The organism is Polynucleobacter sp. MG-Unter2-18 (assembly GCF_018687675.1).
Taxonomy (GTDB): Bacteria; Pseudomonadota; Gammaproteobacteria; order Burkholderiales; family Burkholderiaceae; genus Polynucleobacter.
On the sequence record NZ_CP061302.1, the window covers coordinates 303763 to 329793 of the forward strand.

Annotated in this window: 25 protein-coding genes; 20 read left to right on the plus strand and 5 right to left on the minus strand. The window is 48.4% G+C overall.

Annotated features, from left to right (window positions below; all coding sequences use genetic code 11):
• Positions 1-7 precede the first annotated feature (7 nt).
• From C2759_RS01620 to C2759_RS01710, 19 genes are all read left to right on the plus strand, one after another.
• Positions 8-742: a cytidylyltransferase domain-containing protein gene (locus tag C2759_RS01620; protein WP_215355747.1), complete on the plus strand. Its 735-nt coding sequence runs from the start codon at positions 8-10 to the stop codon at positions 740-742.
• Positions 739-1566: an SDR family oxidoreductase gene (locus C2759_RS01625; RefSeq protein WP_215355749.1), complete on the plus strand. Its 828-nt coding sequence runs from the start codon at positions 739-741 to the stop codon at positions 1564-1566. Before C2759_RS01620 ends, C2759_RS01625 begins: the two co-directional genes overlap by 4 nt.
• A 26-nt stretch (positions 1567-1592) precedes the next feature.
• On the plus strand, positions 1593-2402 hold the full coding sequence (locus C2759_RS01630; RefSeq protein WP_215355751.1) for a class I SAM-dependent methyltransferase: 810 nt from the start codon (positions 1593-1595) through the stop codon (positions 2400-2402).
• A gap of 2 nt (positions 2403-2404) precedes the next feature.
• Entirely contained in the window at positions 2405-3721 is a 1317-nt protein-coding gene (locus C2759_RS01635; RefSeq protein WP_215355753.1) for a hypothetical protein, read from the plus strand.
• A gap of 19 nt (positions 3722-3740) precedes the next feature.
• Positions 3741-5525 carry a hypothetical protein gene (locus tag C2759_RS01640; protein WP_215355754.1) on the plus strand — a complete coding sequence of 595 codons (1785 nt, stop codon included), beginning with the start codon at positions 3741-3743 and terminating at the stop codon, positions 5523-5525.
• Positions 5526-5593: 68 nt separating this feature from the next.
• On the plus strand, positions 5594-6592 hold the full coding sequence (pseB, locus tag C2759_RS01645) for a UDP-N-acetylglucosamine 4,6-dehydratase (inverting) (protein WP_215355757.1): 999 nt from the start codon (positions 5594-5596) through the stop codon (positions 6590-6592).
• Positions 6592-7749 (plus strand): UDP-4-amino-4,6-dideoxy-N-acetyl-beta-L-altrosamine transaminase, encoded by a 1158-nt coding sequence (pseC, locus tag C2759_RS01650; protein ID WP_215355759.1) that lies wholly within the window; start codon positions 6592-6594, stop codon positions 7747-7749. Before pseB ends, pseC begins: the two co-directional genes overlap by 1 nt.
• The gene (pseF, locus tag C2759_RS01655; protein ID WP_215355760.1) at positions 7746-8441 is read left to right on the plus strand and encodes a pseudaminic acid cytidylyltransferase; all 696 of its coding nucleotides are present in this window, start codon (positions 7746-7748) and stop codon (positions 8439-8441) included. Before pseC ends, pseF begins: the two co-directional genes overlap by 4 nt.
• Before the next feature lie 11 nt (positions 8442-8452).
• Positions 8453-9979 carry a UDP-2,4-diacetamido-2,4,6-trideoxy-beta-L-altropyranose hydrolase gene (gene pseG / locus C2759_RS01660; protein WP_215355762.1) on the plus strand — a complete coding sequence of 509 codons (1527 nt, stop codon included), beginning with the start codon at positions 8453-8455 and terminating at the stop codon, positions 9977-9979.
• Positions 9980-9986: 7 nt separating this feature from the next.
• Positions 9987-11030 (plus strand): pseudaminic acid synthase, encoded by a 1044-nt coding sequence (gene pseI / locus C2759_RS01665; RefSeq protein WP_215355764.1) that lies wholly within the window; start codon positions 9987-9989, stop codon positions 11028-11030.
• Between the two features lie 119 nt (positions 11031-11149).
• Entirely contained in the window at positions 11150-12670 is a 1521-nt protein-coding gene (locus tag C2759_RS01670) for a hypothetical protein (RefSeq protein WP_215355766.1), read from the plus strand.
• A 91-nt stretch (positions 12671-12761) separates the two neighbouring features.
• Positions 12762-13727: a phytanoyl-CoA dioxygenase family protein gene (locus C2759_RS01675; RefSeq protein ID WP_215355768.1), complete on the plus strand. Its 966-nt coding sequence runs from the start codon at positions 12762-12764 to the stop codon at positions 13725-13727.
• 60 nt (positions 13728-13787) lie between these two features.
• Entirely contained in the window at positions 13788-14480 is a 693-nt protein-coding gene (locus C2759_RS01680; protein ID WP_215355770.1) for a methyltransferase domain-containing protein, read from the plus strand.
• Between the two features lie 17 nt (positions 14481-14497).
• On the plus strand, positions 14498-14866 hold the full coding sequence (locus tag C2759_RS01685; protein WP_215355771.1) for an FdtA/QdtA family cupin domain-containing protein: 369 nt from the start codon (positions 14498-14500) through the stop codon (positions 14864-14866).
• Positions 14859-15986, plus strand: coding sequence for a DegT/DnrJ/EryC1/StrS aminotransferase family protein (locus tag C2759_RS01690; protein ID WP_251366994.1), 1128 nt, complete (start codon positions 14859-14861; stop codon positions 15984-15986). Before C2759_RS01685 ends, C2759_RS01690 begins: the two co-directional genes overlap by 8 nt.
• Positions 15983-17119 (plus strand): glycosyltransferase, encoded by a 1137-nt coding sequence (locus C2759_RS01695; RefSeq protein ID WP_215355773.1) that lies wholly within the window; start codon positions 15983-15985, stop codon positions 17117-17119. Before C2759_RS01690 ends, C2759_RS01695 begins: the two co-directional genes overlap by 4 nt.
• Entirely contained in the window at positions 17120-17803 is a 684-nt protein-coding gene (locus C2759_RS01700; protein ID WP_215355775.1) for a class I SAM-dependent methyltransferase, read from the plus strand.
• A 171-nt stretch (positions 17804-17974) separates the two neighbouring features.
• A complete protein-coding gene (locus tag C2759_RS01705; protein ID WP_215355777.1) occupies positions 17975-18889 on the plus strand; it encodes a hypothetical protein in 915 nt (304 codons plus the stop codon).
• Positions 18864-19655: a glycosyltransferase family 2 protein gene (locus C2759_RS01710; RefSeq protein ID WP_251366995.1), complete on the plus strand. Its 792-nt coding sequence runs from the start codon at positions 18864-18866 to the stop codon at positions 19653-19655. Before C2759_RS01705 ends, C2759_RS01710 begins: the two co-directional genes overlap by 26 nt.
• A 572-nt stretch (positions 19656-20227) precedes the next feature.
• Here the strand turns inward: C2759_RS01710 and C2759_RS01715 are convergent.
• Together C2759_RS01715 and C2759_RS01720 are read right to left on the minus strand one after the other, a co-directional pair.
• Positions 20228-21322 (minus strand): glycosyltransferase, encoded by a 1095-nt coding sequence (locus C2759_RS01715; RefSeq protein ID WP_215355778.1) that lies wholly within the window; start codon positions 21320-21322, stop codon positions 20228-20230.
• Between the two features lie 62 nt (positions 21323-21384).
• Entirely contained in the window at positions 21385-22404 is a 1020-nt protein-coding gene (locus tag C2759_RS01720; protein WP_215355780.1) for a calcium:proton antiporter, read from the minus strand.
• A gap of 90 nt (positions 22405-22494) precedes the next feature.
• Between C2759_RS01720 and C2759_RS01725 the strand changes: the two genes are divergently transcribed.
• On the plus strand, positions 22495-22863 hold the full coding sequence (locus tag C2759_RS01725) for a sirohydrochlorin chelatase (protein WP_215355782.1): 369 nt from the start codon (positions 22495-22497) through the stop codon (positions 22861-22863).
• Here C2759_RS01725 and cobA read toward each other — a convergent pair.
• Genes cobA through C2759_RS01740 form a run of 3 tightly spaced genes read right to left on the minus strand, consistent with a single transcriptional unit; the run spans position 22786 to position 25967 of the window.
• Entirely contained in the window at positions 22786-23664 is an 879-nt protein-coding gene (gene cobA / locus C2759_RS01730) for a uroporphyrinogen-III C-methyltransferase (RefSeq protein WP_215355783.1), read from the minus strand. The two genes, C2759_RS01725 and cobA, sit on opposite strands and share 78 nt — an antisense overlap.
• Positions 23661-24209: a DUF934 domain-containing protein gene (locus C2759_RS01735; protein ID WP_215355785.1), complete on the minus strand. Its 549-nt coding sequence runs from the start codon at positions 24207-24209 to the stop codon at positions 23661-23663. Before C2759_RS01735 ends, cobA begins: the two co-directional genes overlap by 4 nt.
• Positions 24210-24227: 18 nt before the next feature.
• Positions 24228-25967, minus strand: coding sequence for a nitrite/sulfite reductase (locus C2759_RS01740; RefSeq protein WP_215355787.1), 1740 nt, complete (start codon positions 25965-25967; stop codon positions 24228-24230).
• Between the last annotated feature and the right edge of the window lie 64 nt (positions 25968-26031).

A 26031-nucleotide genomic window follows, 5' to 3' on the forward strand; every position in this document is an offset into this window, starting at 1 on the left:
TTCAAGCATGAGTACAGTAGGCTTCATCTTTGCACGCGGGGGCTCCAAGGGCGTACCAGGTAAGAACATCCGATCCTTGGGCGGCAAACCACTGATTGCATGGTCGATAGAGCAGGCATTGGCAGTAGGTCGTATAGAGCGCGTCCTAGTTTCTACAGACTCTCTCGAGATTGCTGATGTTGCTCGCGCATATGGCGCTGAGGTGCCGTTCATGCGGCCTCCCCACCTCGCTCGAGATGACAGTCCCGAGTGGCTGGCTTGGCGTCATGCACTTGAGTATTTGCGCAATCAGGAGGGGGTCTTACCCAAGACCATGGTTTCGATTCCGACCACTGCACCTTTGCGATTGCCAATCGACCTTGAAAACTGCCTGGATGAATATGAGAAAGGTATCGCCGATGCTGTTGTTACCGTCACTGATGCACATCGCAGCCCATATTTTAATATGGTTACCCGGCAAGCAGATAATCGCATCAACCTTGTAATGCCTCCTGCAGTGAGTATCAGCCGCCGTCAGGATACGCCTATTGTTTATGATATGACAACCGTGGCCTATGTGTTGAATGCCCATTTCGTCCTCCAGCATGCTGGCCTGTTTGAGGGGCGAGTACATGCCGTGCATGTTCCGGTCGAGCGTGCCCTTGATATTGATACGATGCTTGATTTTAGGATGGCCGACATGCTGATTGCAGAGCGTACAGCGGGTAATGCAAGTGGCGCCCGAAAAGGAGAAGTTATATGAGCAAGACAGGGGTGCAGGCGTCGTTTGATCTTTCGGGGAAAGTTGCCATCATTACTGGCGGCGCCGGAATTCTTGGGCAGCATTTTTGCCGAGGCATCGCAAGCGCAGGCGCAAACGTTGCGGTTGTCGATGTTGAGTTGGAAAAGGCTCTTACACTGGCCAACGATATTCAACACAATCTTGGGGTTCGGGCGATTGGTCTGTATTGTGATGTTACAAGCCCAACCTCGGTTAGCGAGATGGTCGACGCCGTTTGCCAAGAGTTTGGGCAAATCAACCTTTTGCATAACAATGCCGCCAGCAAGTCCGATAATTTGGATGCATTCTTTGCCCCCTTCGAAAACTATAGCCTAGATGAGTGGAGGAAAATCATGGCTGTCAATATTGATGGCATGTTCCTGGTTGCCCAGGCGGTAGGGCGGAAAATGATTGAGCAGAGAACGGGTGGCAGTATTGTGCAGACCTCATCGATTTATGGCGTGATGGCTCCTGACCAGCGGATTTACGAGGGGTCTTTCTACCTTGACCGGCAGATCAACACACCGGCTGTTTATAGCGCTTCTAAGGCTGCCGTGATAGGCTTGAGCCAATACTTGGCAACTTACTGGGCCACTCAGGGCATACGGGTTAACACCCTGACTCCCGGGGGCGCCGAGAGCGGTCAGAACGAAGAGTTCAAGAGTCGTTACGCTGCTCGCATCCCGATGGGTAGGATGGCTGCGCCCTCTGAAATGGTAGGCGCTTTACTCTTCCTACTTTCGGATGCATCAAGCTATGTCACAGGCCAAAACATTTTGGTTGATGGTGGCTTGAGTGCCTGGTGATATTGTGTATTTTTATATAAACTAAAATGGAATTTAACAAGAGCTATACCCAGTATTGGGAATCTGCTATTCAGAAGTCAGTCGATGGTACTGTAATCGCTGGGCTGAATGAAGCAGATCACTTTCTTTCTCCATTGGGCTTAAGTTACAGTGATCGTATTTTGGATTTGGGCTGCAGCACGGGAAGAATGTCTGGCGTGCTGACTCGCTACTCGAAAGCGGTTTACGGCGCCGAGCCCGATAGTTACGCGGTTAGCAAAGCCTTGGCGCAACCTTACCAAGAGGTTCGTCAAGGGACCGCGGAGGCAACGGGGTATCCGGACGGATTCTTCGATTTTGTATTCTGTTGGGCTGTTTTCGATGTTGTAGATCATGTTGATGGACTATCCGAGATCAACCGTATTCTCAAAGAAGGCTGCCACTTTCTGATCACATGCAAGGCGGATAGCTATGACCTGGAGGACGTATTGGCGTTCAAGGCCGAGAAAAATGCCTTTCTCAAAGGCTTTCCGAACAAGTTCACTAATCTTGCGCAGCTCTGCCGACAAATCGGAATATTCGGGTTCGAGCTGACCGATTTGGTTACCTTCCCGCACCGAGGGGACATGGGACTGCTGAATTACAAGCGACAACCTATTGGAGAGTGCCCGCACGAAGCGGTAATTGAAGGTTACGAATATTTGATGGTTGCAAAAAAGATATCGACACCTGGTGGCCTGCAAAAGGATTTCAGTGCACCCTTGGATGGGCGGTTCTCTGCGACCGCAAAGACGCTAGCGATGCGTGCAGGCCATGCCTCCGTCAAGGAGTATTTTGAATCAATTGGGATTGATTGAGTGTGACTGACAAAAAAATACTTTATGTCGTTCATTGCATTGATACTGAGGGTCCGCTCAACGAGTCGCTTAGCGCAACATTTGAACGACTACAATCGATTTTCAACATTGAGCTTGAGCCCACTCTGGAAAATCTCCAACGCATTCAGAATCTTCAGATCGATCTTGACGGTCAAGAGGAGGCAGTCGCCAAATGCTTTTCGCCAGAACTGCTGAAATACAACCGCAGTTGGGGTGATATTGATGTCATGCTGTCCGAGCTCCTGTCGGCGAAATTTCGTCTGCAGCAGCCGGATGACTTTGGAGGCGGCTGGGTTTACTCCTGGCACTGCATGGATCATGTTGGACTGTCGGATAACCCGCGCCGCAAGGATTTCGGGTACGGCAATATTTTCAGCTACTACAAGGAAAAACTACGTGGTTTAGGAAGTGTTGGCGATGAAATTAACTGGCACTTCCATCCGCTATCGCTGGTACGTAACCCCTTGCATGCTGCAACTAGTTACGTCAACAGTTTTGATGTATTGACTCAGATTCTTTGCCGCCGAGTGCTCGACGAGGGATGGTTCCCGGTAGTAAACCGCCCAGGGTTTCATGCTGAGCGCCCAGATTCACATGCCTTCCTCGAGCAGTGGTTACCGTTTGATTATGCCAACCAGTCAGGGGCCGGCATCGTCAACCAACCCGATCTCTCTTTTGGTCGTTTTGGCGACTGGGAGCGCGCATCTAGGAGTTGGCGCGGTTATCAACCGCATCATGACGACTACCAGCAGGTAGGATTTTGTCGGCGTCGTATTTTTCGCTGTCTGAATGTGGGTACTCGATTCCGTGCGCTTACAGAGCATCATGTACGCGAGGCATTTTCTGAGGCAGATGCAAGTGGGGCTGCGATATTGGCATTTGCCGATCATGACTACAGGGATATGCGTCCGGATGTTGACGTTGTGAGGGCGCTCTTGAAATCAGTAAGGTCAGACTATCAAGAGGTGCAGATAAAATATACAGGCGCTGAAGCAGCGGCAGTTGCCCTGCTTGGCTTCGAACAAAAGCCCCGGCTTGAGTTGACGATAAGACTCGAGTTCAGCCGCCTTATTGTGGAGGTATCGAGGGGTGAAGTGTTCGGGCCGCAGCCCTTTCTCGCCATCAAGACCAGAGAGGGTCTCTATTTTCACGACAACCTAGATGTCATAACACCACGCCAAAAGTGGGCATACACCCTCGATGATCAGACGATCCCGCTTGAGGAAGTCCTCAAGCTTGGCGTGGGTTCTGCGGGCGCACACGGGGGCTACTCAGTCGCCGTTCAGTCTATGCTATGACGTTGTGCCGACTTTCCCAATGAGAACAAATCTTATTGTTTCAAACTGCACTGAGCTCTGGATAAGTGGTGTTGAAAAGTATGAATTTTTGACCGAAAACTGCCGCGACTATGCGATTGCCAGTGGGGTGCGCCCTGAACAATGCCTTAGTGTGTCATGTCCCATGCTGGAAACGCGGAGCTCGATTGACTTTATCGAAAGTTACCTCACAAAACTTTTACCTGTCATTGCCGACAGATTGGCTCAGCACCATGGACATAGCGATACTTTCTGGAGACGTACGATTTTTTTCTATCTGCGCGACTTGATTGGCAGTGCGTACACAGTCTTTCAGCAATTAGAGGCGGTATTTGATCCAGCCGCACATGATGTGCATATTGCATTACTGCCTGACAAGCCGCCTTTGTACGGTGTGAGCGCTACGCTCGAAGATGGTTTGTACTGGGGGATCACAGACGAGGGGCGTGAATATTATGCCGGTGAGTATTTTCGGCTTTTTTATTCTGGCATGTTTGTCGAGTTGCCATTGCGTAGAAAAAAGTTTTCTCCCGCGCAATCTGAAAAACCCTCGAGATCAATTACTGGTGTGGTTAGAAACGCTGCCAAAGTAATCTTGAAAAGGGGCAGCCGCCGTTTACGCGTGATGGTGACTAATGCTCAGTACGAGAAAACACTGGCAAAAAAAGTTTTTTTGCGCAGCTTTGGCAAGGTTTCATTTCATCACGCGGTTCCATCCCTCAAAAGCCTTTTTGAAGAGATAAATACTATCGACCCTGCTTTACGCTGTGCTATTGCGCAGCCGCTGACGTCGAGTCAAAACCGATTCGAGCAATATCTCGGACGCTGTCTTGAGACTTCACTTCCCTGGTCACTTGCAGAAGGCTTCGGGCGATCTTGCTCATTCTATCGGGATTTCTGGTCTAGCTTCCCCCGCTTGCAATATGTGATCTCGGAAAACTTATATCAGCAAGATGCTTTACCGCGTGCAGTGGGTGAATTACATGGCGTGGAGCTGATTACCCTGCCACACTATTTTCCGCTCGAGATTTATGCTACAGCCAGGCTTAATCGTTTGCAGATTGAGGACCGTTTCATTGCTCGTGGGTCAGCACAAATATCCCCCGCAGTAATAGGTAGCGGAACAGTTTTTCCATACTACCTGGTAAATAAGTTTGAACAAAAGGACATTGATACGTTGTATATCACGACAGATTTTTATGCCTATTTCCAGCCCTTGCAGCAGTCGGCTGATGGCTGTGGTTACGATGTCTTTAATCACTTCAAGCAGTTTGTCAGCGTATTTCTAGGTGCCTTACCCAATGCGGCAATTGAGAAAATATCACTGAAGAAACGCCCGCCATCACTGCTAACATCTCTGCAAATGGACTATCCCGCTGTAATGAGTGTGCTTGATCCATCTCAGCCAGCAAAAGCTTATATTGGCAAGGCAAAGCTGGTAATTGTTGAGGGGATGTCTACATCACTTTTTGAATCGCTGGCCTCGAATATTCCAACGATTGCATTCTGGCCGGCTGATCTTTACCGGCTAGGAGAGGAATTTGAAGGGTATTTTTCCGCACTTGAGGAGGTGGGTATGGTTGTGCATGATCCACTTGAGTTGGCGCAGCAAGTGGAGCGGGCGCAGCAAGACCCCGATGCATGGTGGTTCAAACCAGCTATGCAAGCGGCCAGAGCCAGCTTTATGAGTCAGAATCTGCATGACAGTTTAAATGTTGAAAAAGTGCTACTGAGTATGGCTAGGGGCAGGCAGACTAAGTCAGTGCTGGCTGGACTCCGTAGCTAGAAGGCACGCAGACATATACTATAGGCAACAAATCATCAAATTAATCTACATCACTAATGGACGGCAGCATGCTATCTAATTCATCCATTCTACTTACCGGTGGGACCGGTTCATTCGGCCACACTTTTGTTCCCATGACCTTGGCTAAGTACAACCCCAAGCGACTAGTAATCTATTCTCGTGACGAAATGAAACAATGGGAAATGGCGAAGCTGTTTAAGGACGATCGCCGGGTGCGCTTCTTTATTGGTGATATTCGCGATCGCGAGCGTCTATACAGAGCGCTGGACGGAATTGATCAAGTTGTGCATGCGGCAGCCACAAAGATTGTGCCGACAGCCGAATACAACCCATTCGAATGTGTAAAGACCAATATCATCGGTGCGATGAATCTGATTGACGCCTGCATAGACAAGGGTATTAAGCGAGTTGTTGCCTTATCTACTGACAAAGCAAGCAGTCCGGTCAATTTGTATGGCGCTACCAAGCTTGCCTCCGACAAGATGTTCGTCGCTGGGAACTCATATGCAGGCGGACATGACACTCGTTTTTCCGTTGTCCGCTACGGTAACGTCATGGGCTCCCGCGGTTCTGTGATTCCCTTCTTCCAGAGCATCAAGGATGCCGGGGTACTGCCGATTACTGATGCGCGCATGACCCGATTCATGATTACCCTTGAGCAAGGGGTCGAACTCGTATGGCATGCATTTGAAGACATGCAAGGTGGCGAAATTTACGTTAAGAAGATTCCCTCTATGAACATCACCGACATTGCCAAGGCAGTTGCTCCGACCGCACGGCAGGAATTCATCGGTATTCGTCCTGGCGAGAAGTTGCACGAGCAGATGATTGGGGTTGAGGACGCCTTGCATACATATGAGTATTCGGAGCACTTTAAGATCTTACCTGCCATTCATGGGTGGAGCAGTGACCCTTACCGAATCAAGGATGGTATTAAGGTCAAGGGCGACTTCATGTATGCCAGTGACAACAACCAGGACTGGATGACGATTCCTCAGCTCGAAGCCTGGATTGCCGCTAATGTCAGTAAAATAGGGTTACCTTGATGGAGCACATTCCTTACGGGCGACAGTCTATCAGTGCTGCTGACATAAATGCGGTATGTGATGTACTCAAGTCTGACTTTCTGACTCAGGGTCCAGTCGTTCCTCGTTTCGAGCAGGCGGTGGCTGATTATTGTGGTGTTGCTCATGGCGTAGCCGTCAACAGTTCAACCAGCGCCCTCCATCTGGCATGCCTCGCACTGGAGGTTGGCCCCGGTGACATTGTATGGACAACGCCAATTACGTTTGTGGCCAGCTCGAATTGTGCTCTGTACTGTGGGGCTGAAGTCGACTTTGTCGATATTGATCCGCAAACCTATAACCTTAGCGTTGAGCGATTGACTGAAAAGCTTGTTGCTGCCGAGCAGCAAGGAAAGTTGCCAAAAGTGGTAATCCCCGTTCACTTATGCGGGCAGCCCTGCGATATGGCTGCAATCCATGCGCTGAGTCAGCAGTATGGTTTTCATATTATTGAAGATGCATCCCACGCGATCGGCTCTCGATATCAGGGTAAGCCCGTGGGTAGCTGCCAATTCAGTGATATCACTGTATTCAGCTTTCATCCGGTGAAAATCATTACAACTGGCGAGGGTGGTATGTCAGTCACTAACAGTGCAGTTTATGCGGAGAAAATGCGCCGCTTGCGTAGTCACGGCATCACTCGAGAGGTCGGAGAAATGACCGAGCCGCCTCATGGCCCGTGGTACTACCAGCAGATCGAACTTGGTTTTAATTACCGTATGACCGAAATACAGGCGGCGCTTGGCTTAAGTCAAATGCATCTACTGGATACGTTCGTGAGCGAGAGGCAAATAATTGCCAGCCGCTACGACGAGGCATTAGCTACTTTTCCTATAATCAAGCGGCCTTGGCAACATGCAGACAGCTTTTCTGCTCGTCATTTGTATGTTGTACGAGTACCTGCTGCCCAGCATAATTTAGTGTTTGCGCGAATGCGCGAGCGGCATATTGGCGTGAATCTGCACTACATTCCGGTATATCTGCAGCCTTATTACAAGGACCTCGGTTTTTCCTCTGGATACTGTCCTATCGCTGAGTCTTACTATGCTGAGGCGATATCGCTACCAATTTTCCCGACCCTTTTAGAATCGCAGCAAGTGACCGTTCTCAGCGCCCTGATGGAGGGGGTGGCAGCGTGAGACTTGCCGTTATCCCGGCGCGTGGCGGTAGCAAGCGTATACCCAAAAAGAACATCAAAACCTTCATGGGTAAGCCAATCATCGCTTGGTCGATTGAGGCCGCACTACAGAGCCGGTGTTTTGATCATGTCATTGTCTCAACTGATGATTCCATGATTGCAGAAGTCGCGCAGCGCTTTGGAGCATCTGTTCCCTTCATTCGACCTGACGAACTTTCTGATGATCACACGGCGACGATTCCTGTTGTTCGCCATGCGATAGAGTGGTTCATAGCAGAAGGAGTAGAGCCTGCCGAAGTGTGCTGCATCTACGCCACCGCTCCTTTTGTTCGGGCTGCCGATCTGCGTGAGGGTCTCGATTTGCTGATGGCTACGCCCGATTGCAATTATGTATTTTCTGTTACCAGCTACCCGTTCCCCATACAGAGAGCCATACGCATTACTAACAAAGAGAGGGTTGAAATGTTCAATGCTGAGTATTCTGATACTCGCTCTCAGGATCTGGAGGAGGCATGGCATGACGCTGGCCAATTTTATTGGGGACGGGCACGGGCGTGGCTAGCCGGAGAACCTGTATTTTCCTCTAAGTCTGTTCCGTTGCGACTGCCCCGTAAACGCGTGCAGGATATTGACACGCCCGAAGATTGGGCGAGTGCAGAGTGGCTGTTTAAGTCAATGCATGAACTTCCCTGAATGCCGTGTCATTGAGGATTGCTTTTCGCGTTGACGCATCACACCAAATTGGCACTGGCCATGTCATGCGCTGCCTGACACTTGCCGGTGTTTTGAGTGCAGAAGGTGTACAGTGCCTCTTTATTTGCCGTGAGCATACTGGTCATCTAATCGACTTAATCTGTCGAGAGGGGTATGAGGTTTTACGACTTCCGCAATCAAGTTTGCCACTGCAAACAGCGGAGGAGCAGTGGCTTGGCACGGATTGGCGAAGTGATGCAGAGCAGACATTGGAGGCACTCAGAGACGCCCCCCCCGATTGGTTGGTAGTGGATCACTATGCGCTTGAAGCGCGTTGGGAGAGTATCCTGCGTGAAAACTGCGGGCGCTTAATGGTGATTGATGATCTGGCTGACAGGCCGCATGATTGTGACCTACTTCTTGATCAAAATCTTGTCGCCGACCTTTACAAACGTTATGAAAGCCTTCTGCCTAAGCAAAGCGCAAGTTTGCTCGGCCCTTGTTACGCGTTGCTACAGCCTGTTTACGCAGCCTTGCATGAGGAAGCTCGACCACGCTCAGGTCAGCCGCAACGTTTATTTATATTCTTTGGCGGTGTTGATAAGGACAATCTCACTCAGACTGCTCTCTCGGCGCTTCTTAAGCTTGACCTCTCCAATCTCCATGTGGATGTTGTAGTCGCCGACAGCAATCCACATCGTGAAGCCCTCGAAATGCTGGTAAGTGATGTGCCGAATATTCGCTTGCACGGATCTCAACCGACTTTAGCGCCAATGCTACTTGCTGCCGATTTGGCAATTGGTGCAGGGGGATCGACGAACTGGGAGCGATTGTGTCTGGGCTTGCCTACCTTAGTCATTACTTTGGCAAACAACCAGCGCCTGATAGTAGATGAGCTGAATAAACGGGGCCTTGTACGTTGGATCGGAGATAAGGACAGTATCCAGGTGGATGCACTGGTTGCGCAAATTTCTATATTCTTGCAGCAGCCTCTGGACGCATGGTCGGCAAGCTGCCTCAAGGTCGTGGATGGGTTGGGTGTCGGCAGGGTTTGTGCTGCGTTACTAGCCAATAAAAATACAGTGCTGATTGCCAGGAGCGCCTGTCAGGATGATGAGGTGCAACTGCTAGAGTGGGCGAACGATCCGCTGACACGTCGCAACTCGTTTTCCAGTGGGCAAATTTTGCCAGAGAGTCATCATCTCTGGTTTACCCAACGCCTGGCTAAGGCCGACTGCCAGCTTTATCTGATCGAAACTGTGGGTGGCTTAGCTGCGGGGCAGGTGCGTTTTGAACGCGCACATAGCGCCTGGGAGGTACACTTCACATTAAACCCCGTATTACGTGGTAGGGGTCTGGGAAGCTCGTTGCTCAAGACCGCGTTGGATGCTTTTGTTAAGGTAAAGCCGGGAGTTGTTGTCTTTGGCGCGGTCAAGTCAGAGAACCGTGCATCGTGCCGTATTTTTGAAGCATTGAACTTTAGTCTTGTGTCTGTCGTAGACGCAGATGTTGCAATTTATAAATCAAACCAATTCTGAGGTAGCTATGAAAATCGCCAACCGACTCATTGGACGGGATCATCCTCCGTTCGTCATCGCCGAAATGTCAGGCAACCATAATCAGTCGCTTGAAAGGGCGTTGGAGATTGTCGATGCTGCCGCTGAGGCGGGGGCACATGCATTGAAACTGCAGACCTATACCGCAGATACCATTACCCTCGATGTAGGCGAGGGCGAGTTCTATATTCAGGACAAAACCAGTTTGTGGGCAGGGAACAGTCTGCATCAGCTATATCAACAAGCCTATACGCCGTGGGAATGGCATGCGCCGATCTTTGAGCGTTCTCAGGAGCGCGGAATGATTTGCTTCAGCTCCCCCTTTGATGAGAGTGCGGTTGATTTTTTGGAGACGCTGAATGTCCCTGCATACAAGATTGCATCATTCGAGTTAGTTCACTTACCCTTGATTCGTAAGGCAGCAGCCACAGGTAAGCCACTCATTATGTCCACAGGCATGGCTACTATTGCAGAAATTGATGATGCAGTACGCACTGCCCGCACTGCAGGGTGTACCGATTTGACCTTGCTTAAATGCACCAGCACCTATCCAGCCACACCTGAAAACAGCAATTTGCGAATGATTCCTAACATGCGCGAGATTTTCGGATGCGAGATTGGACTATCGGATCACACGATGGGGTTGGGCGTTGCGGTTGCAGCGGTTGCGCTAGGCGCCTCGGTAATCGAAAAGCACTTCACGCTGAGCCGTGCGGATGGAGGTGTCGACAGCGCTTTTTCCATGGAGCCTGTGGAGCTAGAATTACTCATCGAGGAAACGGAAAGAGCATGGCTTGCGATGGGGCAGGTCGCATATGGTCCACGAGATGCCGAATTAAAGTCGCTTGCATTCCGGCGCTCTTTATATATTGCGAAGGATATTAAGGCAGGCGATAAACTGACGGCAGAGAATCTTCGCTGTGTGCGCCCTGGACATGGTTTGCCTCCAAAGTTTTATGATTTCTTTATTGGCCGAAGGGTGAATCAGGATGCCAAGAAGGGTGCACCGCTGACTTGGCAAATGGTTGGCTGAGTGCGTCGCATAACACTAAGTATCTGATCTGATAGGCTTAAGTTGTGATCGAGAAATTAATCAGACGGTTTTCCCGATACCCAAATGTACCCGGCGTCAGTCCACGGTCTCTTGACCTTTTGGCGTGCGTTCGCCGAAGCTGTAAACCTGCATCCATTCTGGCACTGCAGTCAGTATGTGACCGCTTTTATTTCCTGCTATTTGGCGCGATACGTGTTCGTCTTGGTGAGCGAGTGTCACTGCGCGCTGATTTGGTGATAACGCAATCAGTTAACGGCGCAATCGGTACAGACCTACTGGCTGAGCTTAAAAGATCTGCCCCAGTCGCTTGGCTGCGTTCTGCCCAATGGATTCGAGCTTATGGTCGATGGATAGATCGCATCGCTTATCGGTCGGCAAGCTGGAGCCATCCTGTGGCTGATATAAAGGCATGGTTTTTGTCAAAGCGTCTTTGGCAGGCATTACAACTACAGAGCGGTGAGTTTTCACTGCAACTAAATGACGTTGAAATTGCCGACCTTCTGATTGATTCATATCTTCGTTTCAAGCCGTCGCCGACCTTTGTAGTCCGCGACCCGTTTGTGCGGCGTCTAATCTGGCAGGCATTACGCGATGAGCGTCAGGCGCGTACTTATTTCGAGCGTGAGCGTCCGGCATGGTATTTGTCTTCACACACGACTTATCTGGAGCACGGCATTCCAGTTCGGGTTGCATTGGCACAAGGTGTAGAGGTATGGTCATTTGGTAATCTCAACGGACTTGGAAAGAAACTTAGCCGCGAGGATTGCTTCCATACACCAAACTTTTCAGCATATAGAAGTGACTTTAATACCTTAGATAGACAGGATGAGCGTCTTGCGCAAGCGCAGGTAAAGCTAGAGCGGCGTTTGTCAGGGAGTATTGATTCTGCGACAAGCTATATGCGCCAATCGGCGTACGCAAACACAAACATGGAGGTCAGCCTCCCCCCGAATCTGAAAGGCGCAGTTGTCGTCTTTCTTCACGATTTCTATGACAGCCCGCATGTTTACCCAGACCTTGTATTTCATGATTTTTGGGAGTGGATTTGCCTCACAGTCACAACGCTGCATGCGTCTGGAATTACATTTTTTCTTAAACCACATCCGAATCAGATTGCCCTAAGTGACGAAGCTTTAACTCGCTTGCAAGCGCAACACCCCTCCGTGAACTTGCTGCCCGCAGGGATCAGTAACGTTCAGCTGGCAAAAGCGGGGATTGCGTGTGGGGTGACTGTATATGGAACAGTCGCTCATGAAATGGCCTACTTGGGTATTCCGACAATCGGTTGCGCACGTCACCCGCATCACTCATTTGATTTTTGTAGGACGGCGAAATCTCGCGCCGAATATGTGGCTATGTTGCGTAGCCCCGAGATTTTGCCATTGCCTGTTGAAGCAATGCAGAGGCAGGCACTCATATTTTATTACATGCATAATATCCATGGATCCGAGTCAGAGCGGGCTTTGGCTGACTCGTTCATCACCCTTTGGAGGGAATGCAATTTCGGAAATGACTCAGAAGAGTTGATAAAAGCACGCGTGCAAGCGTTTACTGCGCTACCCGGCTTTGATGACTTCATTTCTTGCTTAGCCAGTAAGGCAGAGGTAAGGAGCTACTAATGTATGCCCGGTCTACTAAGCGGAAATCTACAAGCATATGAGAAAGTTTATTTTTCTGGTCGCACATGGCTCTTTGTTCGCTCTTGGAGTTATGAGGTTCCTCATTTGTGGCGTTAATGGTAAACGTGCTCATCAGTCATTGATTTATCTCTTTTGTGCCTCTGGCGGCCATTTCAATGCTTGGTGCAGTCGCATCATCAGCATTTGGCATAAGCCGCTCGAACAACCTACGAAGAGTGGAATTATTGGCGATATGGGCGGCATTGGAGTCGAAGCGGCTTTGCAGCAATTGCAGGAAAAAGGCTATATCGTTTTTGAAAATGCCTTAGACCCACATGTTTGCAAGCGACTTATGGATTTTGCCCTGACGACACCAGCCGATATTCGTGCAATGGATGGCGAGGAAAAGCGTGCGGTTCCTCGCACCGCCTTTTATAGTCCCGACAAACCTGAAGCGGTTCGCTATGACTACAAGAGCGGAGATTTGCTGGGTAATCCGGACGTACAGGACATTATGGCCGACCAGTCAATTCTGGCCTTAGCCGAGGCTTATCTTGATGCTCGCCCCAAGCTAGACGTTGTGTCAATGTGGTGGCATACACGCTTTCATTCAAAGGGGGATTCTGAGGCTGCACAGTTCTACCACTTTGATATGGACAGAGTGAAGTGGTTGAAAGTTTTTATTTATCTCACTGATGTTGGACCAGGCGATGGGCCGCATGCTTTCATCACAGGTTCGCATCGGCCGGGTGCAATTCCTCAGTATTTTCTCGACAGGGGTTATGTGCGCTTGATGGATGATGAGGTGTTTGCTCATTACGGGAAAAACAGTGAAGTCAAGTTTTCGGCGCCGCGGGGTACTGTTATTATTGAAGATACGCGTGGTTTTCATAAGGGAAGCCCAGTTTCAGGCAACCCCCGGTTACTGTTGCAAATGCAGTTGAGCAACTCCCTATTTGGGGTAAGTTATCCCAAAGTGTTTTTGCCCAGCCAAAAGACGCCAGCATTAGCCTCGCAGTTGAAACGATTTGCGGACGTGTATAAAGTCTATTTGTAACGCCAGATAGGATGCGCTTAAGTAAGGCACCTTGGCACACACAGCGGGAAGATTGAAGCAATGAGCAAGTCGAGAAGACTAACCGGGCTTTGTTACGAAGTTCTGAAGATAGACCTAATACGTAACTATTTTTGCTGGATACGTTTCCAGTTTAAGAAGGGTGATATTAGGATTTTTGAGGCGATCGGCAGTGAGGTCGGCAAGGAAACCATTGAGCACAATATGGGTGCCCTCAGTAATCGCGCAGCCTATGGCATGGGCAATCGCATGGCCCTACTGCTTTATCCGCTGGCAGCATTAGTTCGTGATATCGAACGGCCCAAGGTATTGATCGTCGGCCCCCGCACTGAGGATGACATTTTCTGGGCCAGGTCACTGGGTATGCTGGATGCACGCGGCCTCGATCTGTTCTCGTACAGTTCAATGATTGATATCGGCGATATGCACGCGACACGCTACGCAACTGCCGAATTTGATGCAGTCATCCTGGGCTGGGTAGTCAGCTACAGCAGTGTTCCCGGTGGACTGTTGCAGGAGTGCCAGCGGATTGTTAAGCCTGGTGGCTATCTTGGATTCGGCATCGAGTCGAACCCGGAGCTGCGAGCGACGGGGGAGGTCAAACCACCGCGCGCAAATTCACTGAATTCGGCAAGTGATATTGCCGCACTGACTACGGCCAATATTGTCTTCATTCACGACCCTCAGCTTGAAATTCCGACTGACAACGCGGTGATCCTCAAGTTATCTGATTGAGTTGTATGGAGGAGGATATGAGCTACTTTACAACCATCGATTTACCAACCTTTTTTGATTTACGGGGCGGGTTGACGGTACTAGACGACGCACTGCCTTTTGAAATCAAGCGCATTTACTGGATTTATGGTGCAGATGGGCATTTGCGTGGTGGACATCGGCATGTCAAGACGCGACAAGCTCTAATTGCAGTTGCTGGTATGGTTTCTATGTACATAAATGATGGACGTTGTAGTGGGATCGTGGAGCTCAACGACCCCAGCAAATGCCTTCTGGTCGAGCCAAAAGACTGGCACACCATGACTTTCGGCCCAGGTTCGGTTCTGCTCGTCCTTTCTTCCGAGCCTTATGATAGAGCTGACTACATAGACGAGAAGTATGACTAAGCCTATTATCGAATTCGAAAGCCTCGCCCGCACTAACCAGACCTTGATGTCGGACCTTGAGGCGGCAAGTTCTAAGGTCATTCGCTCAGGCTGGTATGTGCTTGGATGCGAAGTCGCTGCCTTCGAGACCGAGTTTGCAGCTTACGTTGGCAGCAGACACTGTATCGGTGTAGCTAATGGCCTGGATGCACTCATGCTGTCTATTGAAGCATTAGATCTACCCAAGCCCAGCGATATTCTAGTCGCTTCCAATACCTATATCGCGACGATACTGGCAATCGTGAGGGCCGGCCATCGCCCTGTATTGGTTGAGCCGGTTCTGGAAACTTTCAACCTAGATCCTACCCTTCTTGAACAGGCAATGACTTCGGAAACCCGCGCGATTTGTGTCACGCACTTGTTCGGAAAACCTTGCAGAATGGATGCTATTACTGCGTTCGCACATAAATATGACCTGCGCCTTATTGAAGACTGCGCTCAATCACATGGCGCGACCCTCGCGGGTACTATGACCGGAACGTTTGGTGATGCTGGTTGTTTCAGCTTCTATCCGACCAAGAATCTTGGGGCGCTGGGTGATGCCGGCGCAGTGGTGACTAATGACGATGCTCTGGCTGATCGCCTCCGCCATCTGCGCAACTATGGCTCCAAGCTGAAATATGTCAATGAGTATCCTGGCGTCAATTCACGTCTTGATGAGTTACAGGCAGCCATGTTACGTATCAAGTTACGTCACCTTAATGATCTGACTAGTCATAAGCGTATGCTGGCGGACATTTATTTCAAGGGTTTGCCGAACTGGATTCCTCTGCCAGTTAGACGGGCCGACGAGTTTGATGTTTTTCACATCTTTGCGATTCGTTGCCCGCAGCGAGATGCCTTGCGTCAATATATGTTCGAACACGGCATCAAGACGGAAATCCACTATCCGATTCCTCCGCATAAACAACAGGCCATGGCCGGAGCGCTATCCGGCAGTTACCCGATCGCCGAGGCTTTGCATGCGACTGAGCTCAGCCTGCCGATTTCAATGGGGCACACGGCTGGAGAGATCAATGCCGTATGTGAAGTGCTATCTGCACATGAGGTGCGCCAATTCTTTGAGGCGGAAAGGCTGTGAGGGTTCTACTTCTTGATACCTATTACCCGGCATTCCTGCGCCAGATTTATTCAGCCAATGTTGATTTGGCCAAGGCAGGATATGCGGTGCAACGCGACTTTCTGCTGGATCAATGCTTCGGCACTTCCGACTTTTATTCGCGGCACTTGAATGAGCTGGGCTGTGAAGCGCAAAACTTGATTGCGAACTGCGTCCCGTTGCAAAATCGATGGGCCCAGGAGGCGGGTATTTCAGTATTTAGGCCATTCCTGGAAATATCCCCTCGCCTCTATAGACTGCCACATATGGGGCGCTTGCTTGCTCGATTGCCCGGTTTGCAGCACCTTGTTTCAGAGCAAATCAGGCAATTCAAGCCGGATGTCCTGTACTGCCAGGATATTAATTTCTTGGTGCCGGAAACTTTGCAGGCGTTGAAAAAATCAGTACCACTGATTGTTGGACAAATTGCCTCTCCGCTACCTGCAGCACCTTTTTGTCGTGGTTACGACTTAATCCTAACTTCCTTTCCGCACTTTGTCCCTGGTCTTCGTGCCCTGGGTGTGGCGGCCGAGTTTTTCCGCATTGGCTTCGACCCTAGCATCCTCGAGCGTCTCGGCTCTGTCGAAAAAGACATTCCCGCAAGCTTTGTCGGGGGGATCGGCCGACATCATGGCAAGGCTGTTCCAACCCTTGAATATTTGGCTCGCAAGACACCAATTGAGTTCTTTGGCTATGGTGTTGAGAATCTTGACCCGCAGTCTCCAATTCGCCTCAGGCATCACGGCGAGGTTTGGGGGTTAGATATGTACCGGGCCTTGGCGCGCAGCCGGATCACAATGAACCGTCATATCAGCGCTGCGGAAAACAATGCAAATAATATGCGGTTGTACGAGGCGACAGGTGTTGGTACCTTGCTACTGACTGATAGGAAAGACAATCTAGGCGAACTTTTCGAGATCGGCAAGGAGGTACTTGCATACGAAAGCCCGGAAGAGGCTGCTTCTATTATTTCCCACTATTTAAATCATCCAGCCGAAGCAGCCGTGATTGCACGAGCAGGCCAGGCACGTACCTTGTCTGAGCATAGCTATGCAGCACGCATGGTTGAGTTGTTCCCAATACTAAAAGCCCATCTGGGGCAGAAAGGCCATTAAATGGGCATTGAGCAGAAATCACAGGAAGCTGTTAGCCAGTACTACGACCAAGACTACTTCAGCTGGCAGAAAAATATTGGTGCCTTTGGTGGCTGGGCGAATTCAAGCAAGTTCTTCGAGACCATCAAAAAGAGTGATGTCGTCGTGGATTTTGGTTGTGGTGGCGGGTTTTTGCTGAATAATCTAGAGTGTGCCGTTAAGATTGGTATTGAGCCCAATACTTCGGCGGTAGAAACTATCCGGACTCATGGTGTGCGGCATTTCCTGAGTGTGGCAGAGGCGCTTGCCGTTCTAGGGGAGGGTTCAGTCGATGTCATCATCTCAAACCATGCGCTTGAGCACACACTTAATCCACTACAAGAGCTAAAGGATCTACGGCTTTTACTGAAGGTTGGTGGCACCATTCACTTCTTTGTGCCATGTGACTCGGTCACTTATCGCTACAACCCGAGGGATATTAACTACCACTTGTTTAGCTGGAGCCCTCAAAACTTTGGCAATTTGTTTACTGAAGCTGGATTTGAGGTGCAGTATGCAAAGGCATACATTCACAAATGGCCGCCGCTGTACCATATTTTTGCTCGATTGGGCCGCCCCGTTTTCAATTTTGTTTGTCGCCTTTACGCGCGGGTTGAGCGTTCATGGTTTCAGGTCGAGGTCAAAGCCACAAAGGTGGCCGCCTAAGCTCCTCAGTATGCATCCATCCTCTTATCGCCTGGGTTTTAACTTGACCTTGCCAAATCGCGTTTGCGCGTGTAAGTCTGCTCGCCTAGTTAGGTAGAAAGATATTCTTTGATGCGGCCAAAATACTTCTGCACGCTTTTTGATAGCGGATATATGCTAAAGGGTCTAACTATGATTCGCAGCTTGGCGCATTTCTGCCCGAGTGCGAAAATCTATGTGCTCTGTATGGATGCTCAGACCAAAAATATACTTGAGCGCTTGGATTTACCTTTCGTTAATTGTATTAGATTAGCAGAAGTTGAAAACGAGGATTTACTAAGAGTTAAGGCGGAGCGTGGAGTGGCCGAGTATTGTTGGACACTCTCTTCGTGCTTCACCTGGTATGTGATGCAGAACTATCCTGAAATTGAATTTCTTACCTATGTCGATGCAGATATGCTGTTCTATTCTGATGTACAGCCTTTATTTGACGAAATCGGCAATGCATCTATCGCCATCATCGAACATCGATTTACGCCACGCCTTCAGCATCGCGAAGTCAATGGCCGCTTCTGTGTTGAATGGGTAAGCTTTCGACGAGATGAGCAGGGCCTTGCTTGTCTGTTGTGCTGGCGCGAGCAATGCATTGAATGGTGCTACTACCGCCTTGAAGATGGAAAGATGGGGGATCAGAAGTATCTTGATGAGTGGCCAGATCGGTACTCTAGGTGTCACATTTTGCAGCATCCAGGTGCAGGAATTGCCCCATGGAATTACGAACAGTATGAATTTTTTTCCAGTCCGGACGGAACAATTTTAGTTCAAGGCGCTGCGCTAATTTTCTATCACTTTCATCAGTTTCAATTATTGGGTAATGGCAAATATGACCGTTTATCGGCTTTTTACACTTCGCATTGCGCAGAACCTGCAGCAGTTTATGAGGTCTATGAAAGAGCTTTGGATAATTGTCTTGCGGCAGTCAGGAGTGTTGAGCCAGGGTTTAAGGCTGGTTTCAAAACTGTAGGAAGTGTAAAAAGTAGGCGGCTCATACAGCGCTATGTGCCGATGTGGGCGAAGGAACTTGCTCGAAAATTCCTTCGCTATTGAAATCATGCAAGAGTCCCATTTGAAGATTTCTGTTGTGACTGTTTGCTATAACAGTGCTAAGACTCTAGCTAAGGCGCTGCAATCAGTTCGCGATCAAAACTGGCCCCATGTTGAGCATATTGTTATCGATGGCGGCTCTAAAGATACGACTTCAGAGATCCTTAATCGATTTTGTTCAAGCCTAGCGTATGTAGTTAGTGAACCAGACAATGGTATTTACGACGCGATGAATAAAGGCATTCAAAGGGCAACTGGCGATATTGTCTGCTTTTTGAACTCCGACGATCATTATGCTGACAAAACTATTTTGTCTCGTGTTGCAGCGCGTATGAAAAAGGGTGAGCTTGATGCTGTGTTCGGCGACGTCACCTTTTTTAATGAAGGCGATCCTGACCGAACCATTCGCCACTATCGCTCAGCTTCATTTCACCTCAGTAGTTTGGCTTGGGGTTTGATGCCAGCACATCCCGCGCTATTTATGAGGCGAGAGATTTATTCACGACTAGGTGGATTCAAACCAGAGTACCGTATTGCTGGTGATTTTGAGTTCATTGCACGAGCATTTGCAGCTTCCCACCTTCGCTACGAGTACCTTCCTGAAGTTCTGGTAAAAATGCAGACGGGGGGGGTCAGTACCGCCTCAGGTTTTAAAGGTAGAATCCTTCACAACCAGGAGTTGCTTAGAGCCTGTCGAGAGAATGGGATTGAAACGAACATTTTCAAGATCCTCTCAAGATATCCTAAGAAGCTCTTAGAGTTAATCTAGCTTTCAGACTTGCTCTATGTATCGCATGATCTCAAGCAGAGTCTTCCTTATCATAATAAATCCTGAGTTCTATTTATTCTCATAGAGTAGTCGCTGAATCGAGAAGTCTTTGCTTTCGGTAACCCAAGTTTTACAACGAATTTTTTGTTAATCCGGTTGACTTAGCTGAGGTTCAAGATCTTTAAAAAATCATTGCTCAGATGAGAATTTTAATGTGGAGTATGTAGTGGGATATGATAAACAGGGCCCCTTCAGTTGGGTTTTGACGATGCTTAAGTGTCAAATAGAGTGAATTTTGTGACTAGCGCACCCGCAGTTCGGCATCGTGCACTATATACATAAAGTGGAATATGAGCGACTACGCAGTCTGTTGTAGGTTACAGTTCAGGGCATGTCTTCGATAATTTGGCTACAAACTTCATTACGATTTTGGTCAATTGTGTTAGTGGTACTAATCGCGTTGTGAATAAAAGGTGTTTATGCGCTCGAAACTCCATTAGGGGCACCACAAATCTAAAACCGATTAGACCTACTAAGATTTGAGGATAGTGCACTAAGACCTCTTTAGGTCTCTATCGCCTATTAATCAAATACTCTGGCACTTTGTAATGTACTACTGACCAATAGAGCCAAGCATAGCTAATTGAAAAGAGCATTACAAATCCCTTTAGCGCGAGGTGATAGCGCCAGAAAAGCACAGCAGGAATAACGCCCAGAAGACAGAGTAGCCAAAGATAAGGTGAAGTCATTGAATTTCTGTAGATCTGGAGTTGTTGATCCTGATCGCCATTATCCCAGCGTACTATTCTGCGATATACGAGTTGATGTAGATGTAGGGCATCCGGCATCCCAGGGTGAACGCGCTTCAAAATTACCCGTCGATAAATTGTGAAAAGTGTTTCAAAGATAGGGTAGATGCAAAGCAATAGCGGAAACCATTTGGATACTTCGGGATGCCTTGCCGTTAAAAGGACTGAGAGTTCTGCAATCCAAAAACCTACTAGATAAGCGCCGCCATCGCCTAAGAAAATTAGGCCGCGTGGATAGTTCCAAACCAGAAAGCCCAGTAAGGCGCCAATCATTGCTAGTGCTGCAATCATGATTTGAGTATCGCCAACCTGAAAGGCGACATAGGTTAGTCCGCTAAGGATGATGATGGCAACCATGCTTGATAAGCCGTTATAGCCATCAATAATGTTGAATGCATTTGCTACTCCAGCCACAGCAAAGCAGGTAATTCCAATAGCTAGTGCTGGGTAGGCAAGCATTAAGTTATCAATGCCCAATATCTGAACCGAGGTCAGCCAGCCACCTAAAAGATGGCCAGCAATTGCTGCAGCTATAAAGCTGGCAATGAGACGAATCTTGACACCTACTTTTTTAGTGACATCTTCCAGGAATCCAAATAGGAAGGCTGGAAGTGATGATGCTACTAAGAGCAATCCAAAATTTCCGACAGATTCGTTTTCAAATAGTCGCACTATTAGCGAAACAACGAGGCCCAGCAGAATTCCAAGTCCACCAATACGAGGGACTGAGTGCGTATGAAATTTTTGTATTCCGCTGATATCGGAGTCAGCACTAAATTTTGAATGTAAATGGCTACTACGAATCACCCAAAGAGTGATTAATAAGGATGTTAGAAAGGAGACGGCTAAAACACTCATACTTCCTTAGTTATAGAAATTACACATTTTGTATGTCAATTTTAGTCTATTGAGATAAGCCCTTACGGCACCAAACTCAAAAACAAGAACTCAAAGAAGATAATCAAGTGCACTACGCCCTGCAAGAGTGTTGTTCTGCCAATTGCAAGCGTTAGAGCGCCAATAAAGAAGCTTAGGTACATCAAAGTCATATTCAGGCTGCTGATGCCTAAGCTCAGGGGTAAGTTGAAGAAAATCGCTATTGCAGCAACTGTAGGGATTGTGAGTCCAATACTGGCTAGAGCTGATCCAAGTGCTAGGTTCAGACTACTTTGCAATCGGTTAGCTCGGGCTGCTCTGACTGCTGCATATCCCTCTGGGAGTAGCACGAGCATAGCAATGGCGATACCAACGACAGTCTTGGGTGCTCCTGCTGCTTTAACTCCAGCTTCGATTGAGGGGTTAAGTGCCTCAGCTAGACCTACAACCACGATTAGTGAAATGAGTAACAGAAATGCGCTAATAGTTGTTTTGAGGTTGCTGGGCTTGTCAGCATGTGTATTGCTGTTTGCTTTTTGTTCTTCAGTCTTTGGCAGGTAGTAGTCGCGATGACTGATGGTCTGGAAAAATAAGAAGGCGACGTAAAGAGCGAAACAGGCAATGCCCGCAAAAGCAAGCTGACTCTTGGTAAAGTCTGGTCCTGGAGTACTGGTCGTGACCATAGGCATCACCAAAATAAAGGTAGCCATCGCTGTCAGTACGCCTAATGCAGAGTTGGTGCCCTCATTGCGAAAAGACATCTCATGATGCTTAAAACCTCCCATAAAGATGCATAGTCCAATCACACCATTAATCACAATCATGACGGTTGCAAAGACGGCATCGCGAGCAATAAATTCAGCGCCCTCGTGACCGGCAAGCATCATTGCAATAATGAGAGATACTTCAATAATAGTGACGCTAATCGATAGCACTAATGTTCCATAAGGCTCCCCCGTTTTATGGGCGATGACTTCAGCATGGTGAACTGCGGATAGCACTGCCCCAATTAGAGTGACACCCATCAGGATGATGAACCAGGTTTGGCCAAGAAGATGTGTCATATTAATTAATGGGTGCAGAGTATATGTTGGTGAAGTGCTTAAATTCAGGGTAAGCTTGGATGAACAAGGGTGATAGTTTAAAAGGTTTACATGAATATGAAGGCAATCGTCTTATTTGGCCATGGTGCCCGTGATGCTCGTTGGCGCGAGCCTTTTGACCGTTTAGCTTCACTCTGGAAGAGTCGTTACCCCAATGCCCCGGTGGAAGTAGCCTTTTTGGAGCTCATGCAGCCAAGCTTAGAAGGGGCGATTGCCACTCAAGTATTGGCGGGTGCTAAGGAAGTAGTAGTTGTGCCGGTGTTTTTTGGGCAAGGCGGTCATTTGCGCAACGACTTCCCAGTGTTGCTTGCATCTTGTCAGGAAAAATTCCCTAGCGTGACTTTAAGCGCTACGCCTGCCGTCGGTGAAGATGACGCTGTCTTGCAAGCCATCATTGATTTTGCTGCTAGAGCTATTTAAGCTCTCGTCTTGGTTGTGATTGATATTGCTTGTTTGTTGTTTCTCTCTTAAGGCTTCGCCAATCATAATGAGTGCAGGCGAGGCACTATCAAACCAATCATTCGCTTTGCCGTTAGCTAATTCACCGAGGGTACTTGACCAGTGACGTTCATTCTTGGTGCTCACGGCTTCAAGGATATGAGCTGGTGTTTCACTTGTATGCAAAGAGTTTCCGTTAATTAATTGTTTGGCAATATTGCTAGCATCTTTGCGACCCATGTAATACACCACAGTGTCTGCACTTGGGTTTTGCAAGGGTTGACTCTTGTTCTCCTCCGCTTCACTTGTTAGACTTTCTGTAAGCTCATTGGATTGCGCCAAAGTCACAAAAGCAACGCTTCTACTTATGCCACGTAAAGTGAGTGATTGCTGGATGGCTGCTGCACCTGCTAGGGCAGCAGTAATTCCTGGAACCACCTGAACTTCAATGTGATGCTGTTTGAGTGCTTGAATTTCTTCATCGGCGCGACCAAACATCATGGGGTCACCACCTTTAAGCCTGACAATGATTTGGTGTTTCTGTGCAGCATCGATTAAGCGCTTATTAATGAAGTGCTGGGCTGAAGACAGCTTGCCACAACGTTTTCCTACAGGCACTTTAATGGCTTGAGGGCATAACTCCAGCATGGCTGGATCAACTAATGCGTCATGAAAAACAATATCGGCCTGCTTTAGGAGTTTTGCACCGCGAACGGTTATTAGGTCAGCCGCACCAGGACCTGCGCCAACTAAATAGACTTTGCCGAGAGTGGAGTTTTTCATGATGCTGAAATAGTGGCGCGTTGATCACGCCAACTGTTTTGTGTGACTACCGAGAAGAGCTCAAATTGCTTCAGGGCAACATCGAGGTTTTGATCTGCACGAAGCTCAAAAGCATCAAAGCCCACCCGAGCGCCTTGTAGCAATTGATCAATTAAGACATCGCCAATTGCACGAACTTCACCTTGCCAGTCAAACCGATCTCTCAGGAGCGCTGCAGTGCTAAAACTTCTGCCATCTCTAAAAATAGGAAAATGAGCACCAACTACTGGCCATAGTGATTTGCCAGCTTCAATGGTGTCAGCATGTTTCAGAATGTCATCATCTGCCGCAAACCAAACACCAATCTCACCTTGATTTGCGCGATGGATGATGTCAGGATTTTTATAGTGCGTGATCCACCAATGAAATGGCACCAGTACCTTATGCATTCCATGCTCTAGATCCGGAATGCCACCTTCGTCATGTTCACCATCCCATACCTGCCATTCATTGGAGATAAGAGAGGGCTTGCTATCTTTTGGAAAAGAAATAATTTGTTTATTCATATATTTATTTTTTGATGGCTAGGCTATCGCACCTTTGCTTGATTCTTTAGAGTGTTTACCATTGTTCCTATAGGCGGCCTCTTTAAAGGGTGCCACTCCTAGGCGACGATAAGTATCGATAAAAGGTTCATCTGCTGTACGCTGCTCGACATAGGTATTGATCAGGCTAGTCATCACATCCGGAATCTCATTGGCATAGAAAGAGGGCCCAATGACCTTTCCGATTGAGGCATCGTTTCCTTGGTCGCCACCTAGGGTGATCTGGTACCACTCCTCACCATCTTTATCGACACCAAGAACGCCAATATTGCCAACGTGATGATGGCCACAGGAGTTAATGCAACCAGAGATATTTAAAGTGATATCACCTAAGTCGTGCAGATAATCCAAATCATCAAAACGCTCTTGAATGGCTTTGGCAATTGGTAGTGATTTGGCATTGGCCAGTGAGCAGAAATCTCCACCAGGGCAAGCAATGATGTCAGTTAGTAGGCCAATATTAGGCAAGACTAAGTTGTAGTTTTTAGCAGCACGCCATAAGTTGAGAAGCTCTATCTGCTCAACATCAGCCAATACCAGATTCTGTTCATGAGTAACGCGCAGTTCACCAAAGCTGTATTGGTCTGCTAAGTCGGCGATAGCATTCATTTGGGCGCTGGTGGCATCGCCAGGAGCTGCAGTGCCATGAGGTTTTAGTGAGAGTATGACCGAAGCATATCCAGGCACTTGGTGCGGCCTTACGTTGCGCTCTAGCCAGCGAGTAAACCCAATTTTCTCACTGGGATTGAGTTTGGAGTGGGCATGGGATTGCAATTGCTCATCGCCCAATGCTGTCAGATTTTTGTAGTTTGGCTTAGTGAAGTGTTTAGCAACGCGTTCCCACTCAGCTTGAGTGAAATTATCTTTACTCTGCTTGATATCGTTATGAAGTTGATTCCATTCACCTTCAACCTGGCGAGCAAATTCTTCCGGACCTAAGGCTTTTACCAAAATCTTGATGCGGGCTTTATAGAGATTATCTCTCCTACCAAAGCGGTTATACACACGCAATAGGGCGGTCAAATAGCTTGGCAGAACTTGCCATGGTAAGCCTTGCTTAATTAATGATCCCAGTATGGGTGTGCGACCCATGCCGCCGCCAGCATAAATATCTGCAGTCAAATCTCCATTATTGATGGCAGGATTTTTCTTGAGCTCAATACCCACATCATGGCAAAGCAATACGGTACGATCTTCTTTAGCGCCATTAATGGCGAATTTAAATTTACGCGGTAAGTGCGCAAACTCAGGATGCAAAGTTGACCATTGACGCAGTAACTCACAGATAGGTCGTGGGTCGATGTATTCATCTGCAGCTACTCCAGCAAAAGCATCGCTTGTAATGTTACGAATACAGTTGCCAGAAGTCTGGATGGCATGCATCTCGACTTTAGCTAGTTCAGCCAAAATGTCAGGAGTCTTTTCTAATTCAACCCAATTAAATTGAATGTTCTGACGGGTTGTGAAGTGCCCATAGCCGCGATCGTACTTATCCGCAATAAAAGCAAGGGTGCGTAACTGTTGTGAGCTTAAGAGGCCATAAGGGATGGCAACGCGCAGCATATAGGCGTGGCGTTGGTGGTACAGGCCATTCTGAAGTCGAAGGGGTCGAAACTCTTCTTCGGCTAAGGTGCCGTTTAGGCGACGCTCAACCTGGTCACGAAATTGGGTAACCCGTTGATCCACAAGGGTTTGGTCAATATGGTCATATTTGTACATAGACCCGTATTGTGTAGGGCTATATCCATAACTACAAATACTTAAATATTGAATCTATATATCA

Coding starts and splice junctions, on each gene's coding strand:
- C2759_RS01690 (WP_251366994.1), top strand. CDS start 14,859: ATGACTAAGCCTATTATCGAATTCGAAAGCCTCGCCCGCACTAACCAG.
- C2759_RS01625 (WP_215355749.1), top strand. CDS start 739: ATGAGCAAGACAGGGGTGCAGGCGTCGTTTGATCTTTCGGGGAAAGTT.
- C2759_RS01720 (WP_215355780.1), bottom strand. CDS start 22,404: ATGACACATCTTCTTGGCCAAACCTGGTTCATCATCCTGATGGGTGTC.
- C2759_RS01630 (WP_215355751.1), top strand. CDS start 1,593: ATGGAATTTAACAAGAGCTATACCCAGTATTGGGAATCTGCTATTCAG.
- C2759_RS01715 (WP_215355778.1), bottom strand. CDS start 21,322: ATGAGTGTTTTAGCCGTCTCCTTTCTAACATCCTTATTAATCACTCTT.
- pseB (WP_215355757.1), top strand. CDS start 5,594: ATGCTATCTAATTCATCCATTCTACTTACCGGTGGGACCGGTTCATTC.
- C2759_RS01640 (WP_215355754.1), top strand. CDS start 3,741: ATGAGAACAAATCTTATTGTTTCAAACTGCACTGAGCTCTGGATAAGT.
- pseI (WP_215355764.1), top strand. CDS start 9,987: ATGAAAATCGCCAACCGACTCATTGGACGGGATCATCCTCCGTTCGTC.
- C2759_RS01680 (WP_215355770.1), top strand. CDS start 13,788: ATGAGCAAGTCGAGAAGACTAACCGGGCTTTGTTACGAAGTTCTGAAG.
- C2759_RS01705 (WP_215355777.1), top strand. CDS start 17,975: ATGATTCGCAGCTTGGCGCATTTCTGCCCGAGTGCGAAAATCTATGTG.
- C2759_RS01735 (WP_215355785.1), bottom strand. CDS start 24,209: ATGAATAAACAAATTATTTCTTTTCCAAAAGATAGCAAGCCCTCTCTT.
- cobA (WP_215355783.1), bottom strand. CDS start 23,664: ATGAAAAACTCCACTCTCGGCAAAGTCTATTTAGTTGGCGCAGGTCCT.
- pseC (WP_215355759.1), top strand. CDS start 6,592: ATGGAGCACATTCCTTACGGGCGACAGTCTATCAGTGCTGCTGACATA.
- C2759_RS01620 (WP_215355747.1), top strand. CDS start 8: ATGAGTACAGTAGGCTTCATCTTTGCACGCGGGGGCTCCAAGGGCGTA.
- C2759_RS01675 (WP_215355768.1), top strand. CDS start 12,762: ATGAGGTTCCTCATTTGTGGCGTTAATGGTAAACGTGCTCATCAGTCA.
- C2759_RS01740 (WP_215355787.1), bottom strand. CDS start 25,967: ATGTACAAATATGACCATATTGACCAAACCCTTGTGGATCAACGGGTT.
- C2759_RS01700 (WP_215355775.1), top strand. CDS start 17,120: ATGGGCATTGAGCAGAAATCACAGGAAGCTGTTAGCCAGTACTACGAC.
- C2759_RS01725 (WP_215355782.1), top strand. CDS start 22,495: ATGAATATGAAGGCAATCGTCTTATTTGGCCATGGTGCCCGTGATGCT.
- C2759_RS01685 (WP_215355771.1), top strand. CDS start 14,498: ATGAGCTACTTTACAACCATCGATTTACCAACCTTTTTTGATTTACGG.